13 protein-coding genes and 2 tRNA genes are annotated in these 14,312 nt (G+C 71.3%); 2 read left to right on the top strand and 13 right to left on the bottom strand.

What is annotated here, in order from left to right; genetic code table 11:
* Positions 1-57: 57 nt before the first annotated feature.
* The 6 genes from DEI81_RS01350 to DEI81_RS01325 all read right to left on the bottom strand — a co-directional run bounded on the left by DEI81_RS01350 (position 58) and on the right by DEI81_RS01325 (position 5,148).
* Positions 58-597, bottom strand: a complete 540-nt coding sequence (locus tag DEI81_RS01350) for a DUF3145 domain-containing protein (RefSeq protein ID WP_258368416.1) — start codon at positions 595-597, stop codon at positions 58-60.
* 162 nt (positions 598-759) lie between these two features.
* Positions 760-1,575 carry a DUF1684 domain-containing protein gene (locus tag DEI81_RS01345; RefSeq protein ID WP_258368415.1) on the bottom strand — a complete coding sequence of 272 codons (816 nt, stop codon included), beginning with the start codon at positions 1,573-1,575 and terminating at the stop codon, positions 760-762.
* Positions 1,572-2,696: an AI-2E family transporter gene (locus DEI81_RS01340; protein ID WP_111008697.1), complete on the bottom strand. Its 1,125-nt coding sequence runs from the start codon at positions 2,694-2,696 to the stop codon at positions 1,572-1,574. The genes DEI81_RS01345 and DEI81_RS01340 overlap by 4 nt, the downstream gene beginning before the upstream one ends.
* Positions 2,697-2,799: 103 nt before the next feature.
* Positions 2,800-2,874: transfer RNA gene (locus tag DEI81_RS01335), tRNA-Ile, on the bottom strand.
* Positions 2,865-4,085 carry a glycosyltransferase gene (locus DEI81_RS01330; protein WP_111008696.1) on the bottom strand — a complete coding sequence of 407 codons (1,221 nt, stop codon included), beginning with the start codon at positions 4,083-4,085 and terminating at the stop codon, positions 2,865-2,867. The genes DEI81_RS01335 and DEI81_RS01330 overlap by 10 nt, the downstream gene beginning before the upstream one ends.
* A gap of 148 nt (positions 4,086-4,233) precedes the next feature.
* Positions 4,234-5,148, bottom strand: a complete 915-nt coding sequence (locus tag DEI81_RS01325) for a multidrug DMT transporter permease (RefSeq protein WP_258368413.1) — start codon at positions 5,146-5,148, stop codon at positions 4,234-4,236.
* Positions 5,149-5,189: 41 nt separating this feature from the next.
* Between DEI81_RS01325 and def the strand changes: the two genes are divergently transcribed.
* Entirely contained in the window at positions 5,190-5,765 is a 576-nt protein-coding gene (def, locus tag DEI81_RS01320; RefSeq protein ID WP_111008695.1) for a peptide deformylase, read from the top strand.
* A gap of 4 nt (positions 5,766-5,769) precedes the next feature.
* Here def and DEI81_RS15910 read toward each other — a convergent pair whose 3' ends face one another.
* On the bottom strand, positions 5,770-6,417 hold the full coding sequence (locus tag DEI81_RS15910; RefSeq protein ID WP_146243980.1) for a hypothetical protein: 648 nt from the start codon (positions 6,415-6,417) through the stop codon (positions 5,770-5,772).
* A gap of 150 nt (positions 6,418-6,567) precedes the next feature.
* On the opposite strand from DEI81_RS15910, the gene DEI81_RS01305 reads away from it, so the two are divergent.
* Positions 6,568-6,640: transfer RNA gene (locus DEI81_RS01305), tRNA-Asn, on the top strand.
* A 106-nt stretch (positions 6,641-6,746) separates the two neighbouring features.
* Here the strand turns inward: DEI81_RS01305 and DEI81_RS01300 are convergent.
* From DEI81_RS01300 to DEI81_RS01275, 6 genes are all read right to left on the bottom strand, one after another.
* Entirely contained in the window at positions 6,747-7,763 is a 1,017-nt protein-coding gene (locus DEI81_RS01300; protein ID WP_111008692.1) for a D-isomer specific 2-hydroxyacid dehydrogenase family protein, read from the bottom strand.
* Positions 7,760-8,671, bottom strand: a complete 912-nt coding sequence (locus DEI81_RS01295) for an ATP-binding cassette domain-containing protein (protein ID WP_111008691.1) — start codon at positions 8,669-8,671, stop codon at positions 7,760-7,762. Before DEI81_RS01295 ends, DEI81_RS01300 begins: the two co-directional genes overlap by 4 nt.
* Before the next feature lie 31 nt (positions 8,672-8,702).
* Positions 8,703-10,415 carry an ABC transporter ATP-binding protein gene (locus DEI81_RS01290; RefSeq protein ID WP_111008690.1) on the bottom strand — a complete coding sequence of 571 codons (1,713 nt, stop codon included), beginning with the start codon at positions 10,413-10,415 and terminating at the stop codon, positions 8,703-8,705.
* Positions 10,412-11,413, bottom strand: a complete 1,002-nt coding sequence (locus DEI81_RS01285; protein WP_111008689.1) for an ABC transporter permease — start codon at positions 11,411-11,413, stop codon at positions 10,412-10,414. Before DEI81_RS01285 ends, DEI81_RS01290 begins: the two co-directional genes overlap by 4 nt.
* A 1-nt stretch (position 11,414) precedes the next feature.
* A complete protein-coding gene (locus tag DEI81_RS01280) occupies positions 11,415-12,509 on the bottom strand; it encodes an ABC transporter permease (protein ID WP_375334748.1) in 1,095 nt (364 codons plus the stop codon).
* Between the two features lie 156 nt (positions 12,510-12,665).
* The gene (locus tag DEI81_RS01275; protein ID WP_111008688.1) at positions 12,666-14,279 is read right to left on the bottom strand and encodes an ABC transporter substrate-binding protein; all 1,614 of its coding nucleotides are present in this window, start codon (positions 14,277-14,279) and stop codon (positions 12,666-12,668) included.
* Positions 14,280-14,312: the final 33 nt, after the last annotated feature.

Raw genomic sequence — 14,312 nt, 5'->3', positions numbered from 1 at the left:
CAGGGCCGGGAGCGTCTGCTCCCGGCCCTGTGTCGTGTCCTGACGATCCGCGGCCGATCAGCCGACGCGGTGCAACCAGACGACGGGGTTGTCCTCACCGGCGTACCGGAACGGCTCGAGCTCGTCGTCCCACGCCTGCCCGAGCGCGAGGCGTAACTCGCGGTGCAGCTCGAGCGCGTTGCTGCCCGCCAGCTCCATGGCGTACCGCACCCGGTCCTCGGGAACGACCACGTTGCCGGCAGCGTCCGTCTGCGCGTAGAACACGCCGAGGTCCGGCGTGTGCATCCACCGGCCGCCGTCGGACTGCTCGGTCGCGTCCTCGGTGACCTCGTACCGCAGGTGCTCCCAACCCCGGAGCGCGGACGCGATCGCCGCACCGGTGCCCACCGGACCCGTCCAGGTGTACTCGGTGCGCCGGGCGCCTTCGAGCACGGGCTGGTCGAGCCACGAGAAGTTCACGGCACGGCTCATGGCGCGACCTGCCGCCCATTCGACGTGCGGGCAGAGCGCGCGAGGTGAGGAGTGCACGTAGAGCACACCCCTCGTGGCCGGACGTCCGGCCGTCACGGTTCCTGGGGTCACGATTCCTCCGATCATCAGGTGCGACTTCCCCATCGACCTGGACCCGGAGGCTCACGACCACGCCTGCCTCCGCAGACGGAACCGATTCGATATGCGATTGTGACGTCCGAGGGACGTGCTCATTATGCACGGGCACCGCTGGGAACGCCAGTGTGCTGCGCGCGTCGGCGGCGGCCCTCAGTGCAGGACGGCGCCGTCGGCGTCGTACCCGTGGGTCTCCCCGGCCTCGACAGGCACGGGCAGGCGGTTCTCGGGCGGCGGGACCGGGCACGCGTACTGGTACGAGAACGCGCACGGCGGCAGCACCGCACGGTTGAAGTCCACCGTGATCGGACCGGCCGCACCGGGATCGTCGAGGAACAGGAACCGGCCCATCGAGTAGGACCGCTCCCCCGAGGTGGCGTCCTGGAACACGAGCTGGAGCCGGTCCCCCGCACGGACGACGACGAGCGCGCGGTCCTCGACGCCGATCCGGATCCGGAGGGTCCCCGCGACGGGGAGCGGGGCGCCGGCCGCGTCGGTGACGCTGCCCCGGCCCTCCCGGTCGCCGGGCTCCCACACGCCGGTCCGCACCCACGCCGTCGACACGGGGAACACACCGATGTGCCCGAAGCGGGCGATCGCCGGCGAGGCCGGATCCCACACCCGGAGTGCGTGGCCGGCGGTGGTCGCGGCGACGGAACCGGACGTGCCGTCGGCGAACCGGACGGTCGAGGCCACGACGGCGTCGTCGCCGGCGACGTGCACCGTCCCGTCGACGAGCACGTCGTCCACGACGACCCCGGCATCGGCCGTCGCGGTGACGCTGAGCCCACCGATCGCGGGCGCCCACGTCCCGGGGACCGGCCACACGGGCTGCGGCACCGTGACGGTCTGGCTGTTGACCAGGGCGAGCGGCCCCCGTGGACTCCGCACCCACCGCTCGCGCTCGGCACGCAGCGCCTGGAGGGCCGGATCGCCACCGTCGCGCCGGTCGCCGTCCGCGGTCGTCACAGCTGGTCCTGCCGGGGGTAGATGACCTCTTGCACGATGATGATCACCGACGCGGCGACGGGCACGGCCACGAGCGCGCCGAGGACACCCCCGATCGTGCCACCCGCCACCGCGGCGATGACCACGAGGGCACCGGGGACCTGCACGGCCCGCGACATGATCCGCGGGGCGATCACGTAGGCCTCCACCTGCATGTACACGAGGTAGTAGATCGCGGCGACGAGCGCGGTGAGGGGTGATGCGAAGAGGCAGATCAGACAGATCACGATCGCGGCCCCGAGGGTGCCCACGAGCGGGACCAGCGCGCCGAGGAACGCGAACGTCGCCAGGAGCACGGGCAGCGGCGCGCGGATGATCAGGAGGAACACGAGGCTCAGCACGCCGTTGAGGACGGCCTCGGCGATCTGCCCGACCACGTAGCGACCGACGGACCGGGTGATCTGCTCGGTGACGTCGGCGAAGTTCGCGCGACGCGACGCCGGCACGAAGCGGTACGTCATGCGCTTGATCGACCGCATGGACGCGAGGAAGTACAGCATGAGGATGAGCACGATCACCGCGCCGGTCAGCCCCGAGACGATGCCGGTCCCGACGGCGAGCAGTCCGCCGCCGACGCTGAGGAGGTTGCCCGGGTCCTCGACGTACTTGCTCGCCGATCCGAGCGCGTCGTCGATGTTGATCGAGCCGTTCAGCTGCCGCGACAGGTCCTGGACCCAGTCCTGCTGCGACAACCCCTGCACGAAGTCCGGGAAGGACTGCACGAGGTTCGTGGCCTGGTCGACGATGACGGGGACGATCGCGAACAGGATCCCGACGAAGGCGCCGATGACGCCGAGCACGACCACGGTGACCGCGAGCCACCGCGGGATGATGCGTTCGAGCCAGTTGACGACGGGGTCGAGGCCGAGGGCGACGAACACCGCGACGCCGATGTAGACGAGCACGGTGGAGAGCTCGCGCAGGAGGATCGCGGCGAGCAGCGCGACGAGGACGCCGATGCCCCCCATGAACCCGATACGGAACGCGTTGACCCGGACGCCCGTCGCACCCCGGTGCAGCTCGAACGTGACGTCAGGGCTCGGCGCGTGCATCTGCGACGTCTCGGCGACGCGTTTCCTCATGCCCTGACCCTACCGACCGGCACCGACGCGAGCGGGACGGCGCGGGCGAGCGGCCGGCTCCGAGGACGACCACCGACCGGACGCGCCGCGGCGAACGCGGCGGTGGGGCGGGCGGGACTCGAACCCGCGGATCGTTCGGTTATGAGCCGACTGCCTTGACCAGCTTGGCTACCGCCCCGCGCCGGGGCCATCGGGCACCGGCTCACCACGATACAGCGCCTCGAACGTCGACAGGGTGCGGTTGATGTCGTGGTCGACGATCATGTCGAGGCTCTGCCGCTTCATGCGGAGGTACTCGTCGTCGGGCGCTGCGAGCACGGCGGTGAGCTTGTCCGCCAGGTCCTGCGGGTCGCCCGGACGGAACAGGTACCCGTTGCCGTCGATGAGGTGCGGCAGGGCCATCGCATCCGCTGCGACGACCGGCAGTCCGGAGGCCATCGCCTCGAGCGAGGCGATGCTCTGCAACTCGGCGGTCGAGGGCATCGCGAAGACGGTGGCGTTCGTCAGCGCTGCCCGGAGGTCCTCGTCCGACTGGTACCCGGTGAACACGACGCGGTCCGCCACCCCGAGTTCCTCGGCGAGCGAGGACAGCCGCGGGATCATCTCGCCGCCACCGACGATGCGGATCGTCGCCTCGAGCTCGGCGGGGATGAGGGGCAGGGCACGCACCAGTACGTCGAGCTGCTTCTCGGGCGCCACGCGGCCGACGAACACGATCTCGTTCCGCGGCGGTCGGAGGTCACGCGAGGTGTACCGGGATGCGTCGATGCCGCACGAGATCGCGAGCACCTGCTGGGCCTTGATCGCGGCCTGCAGGTAGGCCGCCGCCTTCCGGGTGGGCGTCGTGACCGCGTCGGCGAGCCGGTACGTCCTGGCCGCGTCCGCCCACGCGATCTTGAGGGCGATCGGCAGCGTCCACCGTCCGAACGGTGCGTACTCGAGCAGGTTCTCGGGCATGAAGTGGTTCGTGGCGATGACGCGGATGCCGCGTGCCTTGGCCTCACGCGCGATGCCACGGCCGATCACGATGTGGGACTGGATGTGCAGCGCGTCGGGCTTGAACGCGTCGAGGATCGGGGCGGTGTTCCGGCGCACGGTCCAGGGCCACGCGAACCGGAGCCAGGAGTGGAGCGGCCACTTCATCGAGAAGAGCCGGTGCACCACGAAGGTCACGCCGCCGTGTTCCTCGTCGTGCGTGCCGTGGTGGCGGTTGGCGGCGGGCGCGACGACCTGCACCTCGTGCCCGCGCTCGGCGAGGCCGATCGCGAGTCGTTCGCAGAACACCGCGGCGCCGTTGACGTCCGGTGGGAAGGTGTCGGCGGCGAGGAGGATGCGGAGCCGCTCCGGTCGCCCGCTGGGGGTGGTCGTCGATTCGTCCTGTCCTGGCACGGGGCGCGTCGTCCTCTCGTCTCATGCTCGGCTGGCCTCCGACGCTACCGCACGCCTCGCCGCGCACGCCCCCACCGGGCGTCGGCGGGTCGGCCCGGTCCTGCGCATCGGTACAGACCGTGGCCCGGCCCGGTGCGCCGGGCGACGCTCAGCGTCGCGCCTCGGGCTGGTGTTTCGCCAACTGGAACACGCCCGTGATCGCGATCGCCGCGGCGAGGAGGAACCCGGCCACGGCGAACCACGGCGCACCGGTGGCCTCGCGCAGGACGACGATGCCGATCCCCACGGCGACGATCGGGTCGATGACCGTCAGGCCGGCGATCACGAGGTCCGGCGATCCGCTGGCGTAGGCGTTCTGGACGAAGTAGCCGCCGAGTACCGCGGCGACGATCACCCCCGCGATCGCGACGGCGGTCACCCAGTCGAACGTGCCGTTCACCACACGGTTCAGCGTCACCTTGGCGAGCGTGGCGACGAAGCCGTAGAGGATCCCGGCCCCGACGATGAAGTACAGGGGGTTGCGCCGCCTGCGGACGAGCCGGAAGGACAGCAGCACGATCGCCAGCACGACGGCGAGGACGACGAGCACCGTCACGAGCTGACTGTGCGAGATCGGCGTCTCGTGTCCGACGAGCGCGGCGATCCCCACGAAGATCCCGACGCCGACGATGCAGGTCCACACCGCCCGACGCGAGGGTGCGTCGAGCGGGACGCCCGAGGAGCGCGTCGAGAACCACGTCGTGATGACGAGGGCGACGGCCCCGAGTGGCTGCACGACGATGAGCGGCGCGAAGGTGATGCTGACGAGTTGGAGGACCACGGCGCACCCGAGCATGAGGGTGCCGAGCACCCACGATCCACTGCCGAGGAGCGCGAGCACGTGCCGGACCGACAGGCCGCCGGACTGCCTGCCGATGCGCGCCTCGACCCGGTGCACGCCGGCGCTCTGGAAGTGCGCGCCGAGCGACAGGAAGACGCTGCCGACGAGGGCCACCGGGATCATGAGCGCCTGGAACGGCGTCATGTTGATGCGATCGGTGAGATCGACGAGGTCCGGCGCCACGGGGTCGAGGCTACCGCTCGGCTGGCCGATAGCCTGGACGAATGGCCGTCCTCCCGATCCGCATCACGGGCGATCCCGTGCTCCACGCTCCTGCGACCGAGGTCACCGCCTTCGACGACGGACTCCGTGCGCTCGTCGACGACATGTACGCCACCATGGACCTCGCTCCGGGCGTCGGGCTGGCCGGGCCGCAGGTCGGGGTCGCCAAGCGTCTGTTCGTGTTCTCGTGGAGGGACGACGACGGCGAGCTCTGGCGGGGCGCGGCGGTGAACCCCGTGCTGTGGACGTCGCCCCTCGTCCCGGAGACCCACGCGGACCTCGACGAGGACGAGGAGTCCGAGGGCTGCCTGTCCATCCCGGGCGAGCGGTTCCCGCTCCGTCGGGCCGAGGGCGCCATCCTCCGCGCGCAGGACGTTGACGGCACCCCGTACGAGATCGAGGCGCACGGCTGGCTCGCCCGCGTCTTTCAGCACGAGTACGACCACCTGGACGGCGTGCTCTACGCCGACCGGTTGTCCCACCCGTACGGCAAGGCCGCACTCAAGGCGGTGCGCAAGCAGAGCTGGGGGGTGCCGGGCAAGTCCTGGCTCCCCGGTCGCGACCACCCGGAAGGCTGACCCCTCAGCCCTCGACCGCGGCGATGGCGGCGCGCACGCGCGCGATCTGCGGGTGCCCCGGGCAGTAGAGGACGACGGCACGGGCCTCGAGCAACGCATGTCGGGAGGCCACCCTGCCGTCGAAGGGACCGGTCCCGACCTCTGCGCACCGGCCCGCGAGCGCGCGGAGCCCGAGCGCCCCGCCCGCCGCCGCCACGGCGGCACGCTGTTGGTCGGACGGCACCGACCCGGCGATCCGCACGGCGGTGCAGGAGCGACTCCGGGCCTCCCATGCGGCGGCGTACGTGGTGAAGAGCGTGACGTCGCCGGAGTCGTCGTCGGGGACGCCGTCCGTCGCGCTCCTGCTCGTCGTGGTCCGGCAGCGGAAGGCGAACACGACGGGGCTCGCGCCGACGCTGTCCGTACCCGCCCCCGCGCCCGTGCCCGGAGCGGTGTCCGACGAGGCCCCCGTGTCCGCTGACGCACCCGCGCCTGCTGCGGTCCTCGGGGATCCCGATGCCGGGCCGGGTGCCTGCGGGCTCGCGGTCGACGGCAGCGCGCCCGCGGTGGGCGGCGCGGCCGGCTCGTTCGTCGTGCACGCGCCCAGGGCCAGCAGCGACGCGAGCGCCAGCCCGAGCGCCGTCGCCGCCGCGCTCCTCCGGACGATCCGCACCTGAGAACGCTAACAGGGTCTCCTGGCGCGGACGGGCATCCGACGTGACCGCACCGGTGTCAGCTCGGAGCGTGACGCGCCCGGGATGCGGCCCCGTGGTCGTGGCGAGCCCGGAGTGCTGGTATGCTCGTACCCGCTGTTCAGCAGCATTCCTCGATAGCTCAATTGGCAGAGCAGCCGGCTGTTAACCGGCAGGTTCTTGGTTCGAGTCCAAGTCGGGGAGCGATCCACGGCGACGGCCCTCCGCATCTGCGGGGGGCCGTTGTCGTTCCCGCTGAGTCGACGAGGAACAGCGAGCCGGGCCGGCGCCGGGCCGCCGGCACCTGCGATCAGTACCCGGCAGCCGGATCGACGACCCCGATGAACCCGGTGCCGTCACCACTGAGGAACGCCGCGGTGTTCACGCGGATCCGTTCGGCGAGCAGCGGCGCCACCATGTCCGGGGTGTCCGCCTGGTGGGGCGTGATGACCACGCCCGGCTCGTCCCACAGGGGGTGGCCGTCGGGCAACGGTTCGGGATCGGTGACGTCGAGGCCCGCGCCGGCGATCTGCCCGCTCCGCAGCGCAGCGAGCAGCGCGTCGGTGTCGACGAGTCCGCCACGGGCGATGTTCACGATCCGGACCGAGGGACGCATGCGCGCCAGGCGGTCGGCGTCGAGCAGTCGCGCGGTGCCGGACGTCATCGCGGCGGCGATCATCACGACGTCGGCATCCGGCAGGACCTCGTCGATGTGGTCGACGGTGACGGTGCGCGCCGCTCCGGGCACGGGCTCCGAGGACCGTCGGACGACGGTGACCTCGGTGTCGAACGGGGCGAGCAACCGGATGTACTCGAGGGCGATCCCGCCCGCACCGATGACGACGACGTTCCGTCCGTACAGCGACACGCCCTCGGGCTCGGTCGCCCAGCTCGTCGCCCGGGCGCGCTTCGGCAGCACGCGGAGCGTCGCGAGCGTCAGGGCGAGCGCGTGCTCGGCCACCGGCTCCGCGTAGGCACCCTTCGCGCTCGTGAAGAGCACGTGGTCGCCGTGGTCCGCGATGAGGTCGGCGAAGGCGTCGACGCCGGCGAACGGCAGCTGGACCCACGTCACGCCGGGCGAGGCCGCGAGCGCGTCCGCCAGGCCCTGCGCGTCGCGCGCGTCGAGCCAGACGATGCCCCGCGTGTCCGCCGAGGCCGGCGCGACGGAGCCGCCCGCCGCCTCCACCGCGGCGACGTGCAGGTCCGCCGGGGCCGGGAGGACCGCGACCGGGCCCGGGGTCGGGACCGGTCCCGGGAGGGGCCGCCCGGCGTCGGTCACGACGGCGCGGTGGCCGCGGGTCGCTTGCTGCCGTTCGTTGGTGCTCACACGGTTCCTTCGGTGGTCGTGGCCGCGACGGCCGTCTCGATCGGGGGTGCCATCCGACGCGAGGTCGGCTTGGCCCGCTTGACGGGCCGTGCGGCGGTCGCGGCGAGGGTCTTGACGTAGGGGTCGAGTGGCGCGTCGAACACCTCGTCGAAGGTGCCGAGCCCGACGAGCCCCCCCTCGCGGAGCACGGCGACGCGGTCGGCCAGGGCACGGGCCTCCCGGACGTCGCTCGAGACGACGACCGCCGAGAACCCGAGGGCGCGCTGGATGGTCGCGAGGGCCTCGAGCACGGACTGGCGGACGAGGACGTCGACGCCCCGCGCGGGCTCGTCGGCCACGAGGAGCTGCGGCTCGAGCACGAGCGCCCGGGCGAGGGCGACGCGCTGCCGCTGCCCGCTCGAGAGCTCCCACGTGTGCGAGCGCATGATCCCGAGCGGCAGGTGCACGGCGTCGACGAGGCGCGCGACCATGAGGCCGGCGACCTTCCGGTCGAACCGTCGGTCCCGCGCGTACACCGGCTCGGCGATCGCCTCGCCGACGGTCAGGTCCGGGCTCAGGTGGTCGGCCGCGTCCTGACTCAGGTAGCCGATCGTGCCGGTCAGCCGGGTGCGGCGCCGCGAGTGCGTGCCGAGCCGACGCAGGCCCTGTCCGAGCACGGTGAGCTCGCCGCCGACGATGTGCCGACGGGCCGATGCCTCGCCCTCGCGCGGGTCCCCCACCTGTCCGGCGATCGCCGCGGCGAGGGTCGACTTGCCCGACCCGGAACCACCGAGCACGGCGAGGATCTCGCCCTGCTGCACCGTGAGGCTGACGCCGTCGACGGCACGGACCGGCCGGGCCGCGCCGGTGCCGCGGTACTCGATCGACACGTCGTCCGCGATGACCGCGGGACCGTTCACCCCGACCATGCGTCCCCTTCCTGATCGCGGGAGCCGTCGATCACTGCGCCGCCAGCTGCTCCAGGGTACGCCGTCGCTCCGCCTGCTCCGCCGGGTCCGGGACCGGCAGGGACGCGAGGAGGCGCTGGGTGTACGGATGCCGGGGCGCGCCGAGGACCTCGGCCGCGGTGCCCTCCTCGACGAGGTCGCCCCGGTAAAGCACGGCGATCCGGTCGGACAGCGCGCCGACGACGGCGAGGTCGTGGCTGATGAACAACGACGCGAACCCGAGGTCCTGCTGGAGCTCGAGGAACAGTTCGAGCACGCGGGCCTGCACGGACACGTCGAGCGCACTCGTCGGTTCGTCGGCGATGAGCAGCTTCGGCCGCAGCGCGAGCGACCGCGCGAGCGACGCGCGCTGCCGCTGACCGCCCGAGAGCTCGTGCGGGAACCGCTCGCCGTACGCCCGGGGCAGCTGGACGGCCTCGAGCAGTTCGTCGACCCGTGCGCGGGCGGCGCGCGGGGACCGGGCCTCACCGTGCACGACGAGCGGCTCGGCCACGGCCTCCGCGATCGTCAGCAGCGGGTTGAAGCTCGTCGCGGGGTCCTGGAACACGAACCCGATCTCCTTGCGACGGGGCTTGAAGTCGCGCTCGCGGTAGCCGAGCATCTCGGTGCCGAGCACCTCGAGGGACCCGCCGGTCACGCGCGTGAGGCCCGCGATCGCCCGGCCGATGGTCGTCTTGCCGGACCCCGACTCGCCCACGAGTCCCAGGACCTCGCCGGGGCGGATCGCCAGGTCGACGCCCTTGACGGCGCAGAACGCGGGCGATCCGAGCCGCCCCGGGTACTCGATCTCGAGACCGCGAGCCCGCACGACCGGCGCGACGGACTCGTCGACCAGCGCCCGCCGGTCGCTCGTCGTCGCGGCCGACAGCCGCGGCACGGCCGCGAGCAGGCGCTTCGTGTAGTCGGCGGTCGGCGCGGCGAACAGCGTCCGTACGTCGGCCTCCTCGACGACCTCGCCCTGGTACATCACGGCCACCCGGTCCGCGAGGTCGGCGACCACGCCCATGTTGTGGGTGATGAGGACGATGGCGGCACCGAACTCGTCGCGGCAGCGCCGGAGCAGGTCGAGGATCTCCGCCTGCACGGTGACGTCGAGGGCCGTCGTCGGCTCGTCCGCGATGATCACGCTCGGCTCGAGGACGAGGGCCATGGCGATGACGACGCGCTGCTTCTGACCGCCGGAGAACTGGTGCGGGTAGTGGTCGACCCGCTGCTCGGGGTCGGGGATCCCGACGCGGCGCAGGTACTCGATGGCGCGCTTCCGGGCCTCGTGCTTCGAGACCCCACCGTGGGCACGGATGCCCTCGGCGATCTGCCATCCGACCGTGAACACGGGATTCAGCGCGGTCGACGGCTCCTGGAACACCATCGCGCCCGCGGTGCCGCGGAGTTCCCGGAGCCGCTGCGACGAGACGCGCACGACGTCGTCGCCGCCGAGCACGACCGCACCCGACACGGTGGCGGTCTCCGGGAGCAGGCGCAGCATGCTCCGGGCCGTCACCGACTTGCCGGACCCGGACTCGCCGACCAGGGCCAGGACCTCACCCGGCCGCACGTCGATCGACACGTGGTCGACCGCGGCGACCGCACCGTTGTCCGTGGCGAAGGTGACCGACAGGTCGTCGACGGTCGCCACCGCCTCCCCGGTGCTCCGACCGTTGTGGAGGCGCGGCGCGGCGCCCGCCTCGTTCGTCGCGTCCGTCATGCGCCCGCTCCTTCCGTGGCCGCGGCCGGGACCGGCCGCTCGGTGACCCGCTGCTTCGCGCGGCGGCGCGCACGGAGGCGGGGGTCGGAGATGTCGTTGAGGCTCTCGCCGATGAAGGTGACCCCGAGCACGAGCAGCACGATCGCGATGCCGGGGTAGACACCCGTCCACCAGATCCCGCTCGCGGTGTCGGACAGGGCGCGGTTGAGGTCGTACCCCCACTCCGAGCCCGCGGTCGGGCCGATGCCGAAGCCGAGGAACCCGAGGCTCGCGAGCGTCAGGATCGCGTCCGACGCGTTGAGCGTCAGGATGAGCGGCAGGCTGCGCGTCGCGTTGCGGAGCACGTGGCGCGTCATGATGCGCCACGGGTTCGTGCCCACGACGCGGGCCGACTCCACGAACGCCTCGCCCTTGAGCCGGACGGCCTCGGCACGGATGACGCGGAAGTACTGCGGCACGTACACGACCGTGATCGAGATGCCTGCCGAGACGATGCCGCCCGCGTAGCTCGACTGACCGCCGGAGATCACGATCGACACGACGATCGCGAGCAGGAGGGACGGGAACGCGTACACGGCGTCGGCGACGACCACGAGCACCCGGTCGAGCCAGCCGCCGATGTACCCGGAGACCATGCCGAGCAGGACGCCGACGACGATGGAGATCACGACCGCGACGACGACCACGAGGACCGCGGTGCGGGCGCCGAACACCACCCGGCTGAACACGTCGAACCCACCGACGGTCGTGCCCCAGACGTGCGTGCTGCTCGGGGCGCCGGTGCGTGGGAACGGATGGCCCGCGCCGTCCTGCAACTGCGCGAACCCGTACGGCGCGATGAGCGGCGCGAAGAGGGCGACGAGCAGGAACAGCGCGCAGATGACGACTCCGGTGACGAGCATCGCCCGCTGCCAGCCGACGCTCCGCCGGAGCTGTTCGACGATCGGCAGGCGCTTCCACCAGGCCTCGCGGCGGTCGAGGAGGGCCACGTCGGACATCTCAGTACCTCACTCTCGGGTCGATGAGCGCCGCGACCACGTCGACGACGAAGTTCGTGACGGCGACGATGACGGCGAGGACCGCGACGATCCCCTGCACGGCGACGAAGTCGCGCGCGGACAGGTACTGCTGGAGCTCGAACCCGAGTCCCCGCCACCCGAAGGTCGTCTCGGTGAGCACGGACCCGCCGAGGAGCATGGCGATCTGCAGCCCCATGACGGTGATGATCGGCACGAGGGCCGGCCGGAAGGCGTGCGTGCGCACGAGCCGGGACTCGCGGACACCGCGCGACCGGGCGGCGTCGACGTAGTCGGACCCGAGGGAGCCGATCATGTTCGCGCGGACGAGGCGCAGGAAGATGCCCGCCGTCAGCAGCCCGAGCGTGAACGCCGGCAGCACCGCGTGCTGCAGGACGTCGCCGATGATGACGCCGTTGCCGGTCCGGAGCGCGTCGATCAGGTAAATGCCCGTGGCACCGGGCACGTTGTTCAGCGCGAGTTCGACCCGGGTCGAGGCGCGGTCGCCGAGCGGCAGCCACCCGAGCCAGATCGAGAACACGAGCTTGAGCAGCAGACCGCCGAAGAACACGGGGGTCGCGTACGTCAGGATCGCCAGGGCGCGCAGGAGGACGTCCGGCCACTTGTCGCGCATGTACGCGGCGAGCATGCCGAGCGGGATGCCGAGCACGAGCGCGATGATGAGCGCGTAGAACACGAGCTCGACCGTGGCGCCGCCGTACTCGAGGATGATCTGGCTGATCGGCCGGTGGTCCGTGACCGTCGTGCCGAAGTCGCCGCGGACGATCTGTCCGAGGTACTGCAGGTACTGCACGATCACCGGACGGTCGTAGCCCGCGGCGTGCAACCGCGCCTGCAGCTGCTCGGGCGTCAGGCGCCCTCCCACCGAGGCGACGATCGGGTTCCCGATGACGCGCATGAGGAAGAACACGAGCGTCACGAGGATGAAGACGGTCGGGAAGATGAGGAGGAACCGGACGAGGACGTACCGTCCGAGCCCTCCCCCGCCGGCCGAGCGACGAGCGGCGGTCGCCTTCGTCGGCTCCGCCGCCACGGGGTCCGCGTTGGTCACGGTCACGAGTGCTGTGTGCCTTTCTGTCCGGTGCCGGTCGGGAGGGACGGTTCGCGCCCGCCTCGTCGGCGTGCGGACCGTACCGGGGTCGCCCCGGTCCTCCCGGCCGGGCAACGAGAGGGGGCGCCCCGGTCGGAGCGCCCCCTGCACGTGGTGCCGAGATTACTTGGTGAGCGTCCCGTACCGGAACTTGAACGAGGGGTCGAGCACGAGGCCCTTGACGTCCTTGCTCGCGACGGCGACCTGCTTGCCCTGGAGGAGGGGCAGGGTGGAGATCTGCTCGGCCTCACGCTGCTGCGCCTGACCGATGATGTCCGCACGCTTCGTCTTGTCGGACTCCGCCTGCTCCTGCGCGATCAGCTTCTGGATCGTCGGGTCGTCGTAGTGGTTCTGCACGAAGTTGTCCTTCGTGAAGAACGGCGACAGGTAGTTGTCCGCGTCCGAGAAGTCCGGGAACCAGCCGAGCTGGTACTCCGGGTAGGCGTCCTTCACGCGCTCGGCCGAGTAGGTCGTGTACAGCGTCGACTGGATGTTGACGTCGAACAGGCCCGAGTTCTCGAGCTGGGTCTTGAGGAGCGCGTACTCGTCGTCGCTCGCCTCGCCGTAGTGGTCCGGCGCGTACTGGATGTTGAGCGTCACCTTGCCGGTCACACCCGCGTCGGCGAGGGTCTTCTTCGCCTTCTGGACGTCCGGGCCGCCGTTGCCGTCGCCGTAGAGCGTCTTGAACGGCGTGGTCGCACCGGTCAGGCCGTCCGGCACCATCGAGTACGCCGGCGTGTAGGTGTTGTCGTAGACCTGCTTGGCCAGGGCGTTGCGGTCCACGACGTCGGCGACGGCCTTGCGGACCGCGAGGGCCTTGGCCGGGTCCTTCTCGCTCGTCGTCGCGCCGAACGGCTGCGTGTTGAAGTTGAACACGACGTAGCGGAGCTCGCCACCCGGACCGTAAGTGACCTTGAGGTCCTTCTTCTTCGCCAGGTTCGTGACGTCGGTCGGCGTGAAGGAGCGGTACGCCACGTCGACGTCGCCCTTCTGCACCGCGAGCTTGAGGTCCGTCTCCTTGGTGAAGTACTGCGCCGTCACCTGGTCGGTCTTCGCCTTGCCGAGCACGCCGTCGTACTTGTCGTTGCGGGCGTACTGGATGAGGTCGTTCTGCTTGTACGACGTGATCTTGTACTGTCCCGCGAAGGCGTCGCCGGAGACGATCTTCGACGCCGGCGTCAGCTTGGTCGCCGAGAACACCTGCTCGTCGACGATGGGGCCGGCCGGGCTCGACAGCACCTGCGGCCAGGTCTGGTCGGCGTGGTTCAGGTGGAACACGACCGTCGTCGCGTTCGGGGTCGAGATGCTCTTCATGTTGGCGAGCAGCGACTGCGGGCCGTTCGCGTTGTTGATCTTGACCTCGCGGTCGAACGAGAACTTGACGTCGCTCGAGGTGAGCTTGTGCCCGTTCGCGAACTCGAGGCCCTTCTTGAGGGTGACCGTGTAGGTCGTCGGGTTCGTGAAGGTGCCCTTGGTCGCGATGTCCGGCTTGACGTCTGGGCTGCCCGACGGCGTGTTCATGAGGAACGGGAACACCTGGTTCTGGACCACGAAGGACCCGGTGTCGTACGACCCGGCCGGGTCCAGCGAGACGATGCTGTCGCTCGTGCCGACGATCAGGCCGTTCAGGTTCGAGGACGAGCCGCCGCCCGCACAGCCGGTGAGCACGAGCGTCGTCGCCAGGGCCCCTCCGGCGAGCACGGCGGCGCGCTTGCCCAGCTTGGTCACGGAAGCCATGTCCGTATGCCTCTCTGTCATGGATGCAGGAGT

It is taken from the genome of Curtobacterium sp. MCBD17_013, from assembly GCF_003234565.1.
Classification (GTDB): Bacteria; Actinomycetota; Actinomycetes; order Actinomycetales; family Microbacteriaceae; genus Curtobacterium.
This window is presented reverse-complemented; position numbering and strand designations above follow the sequence as displayed.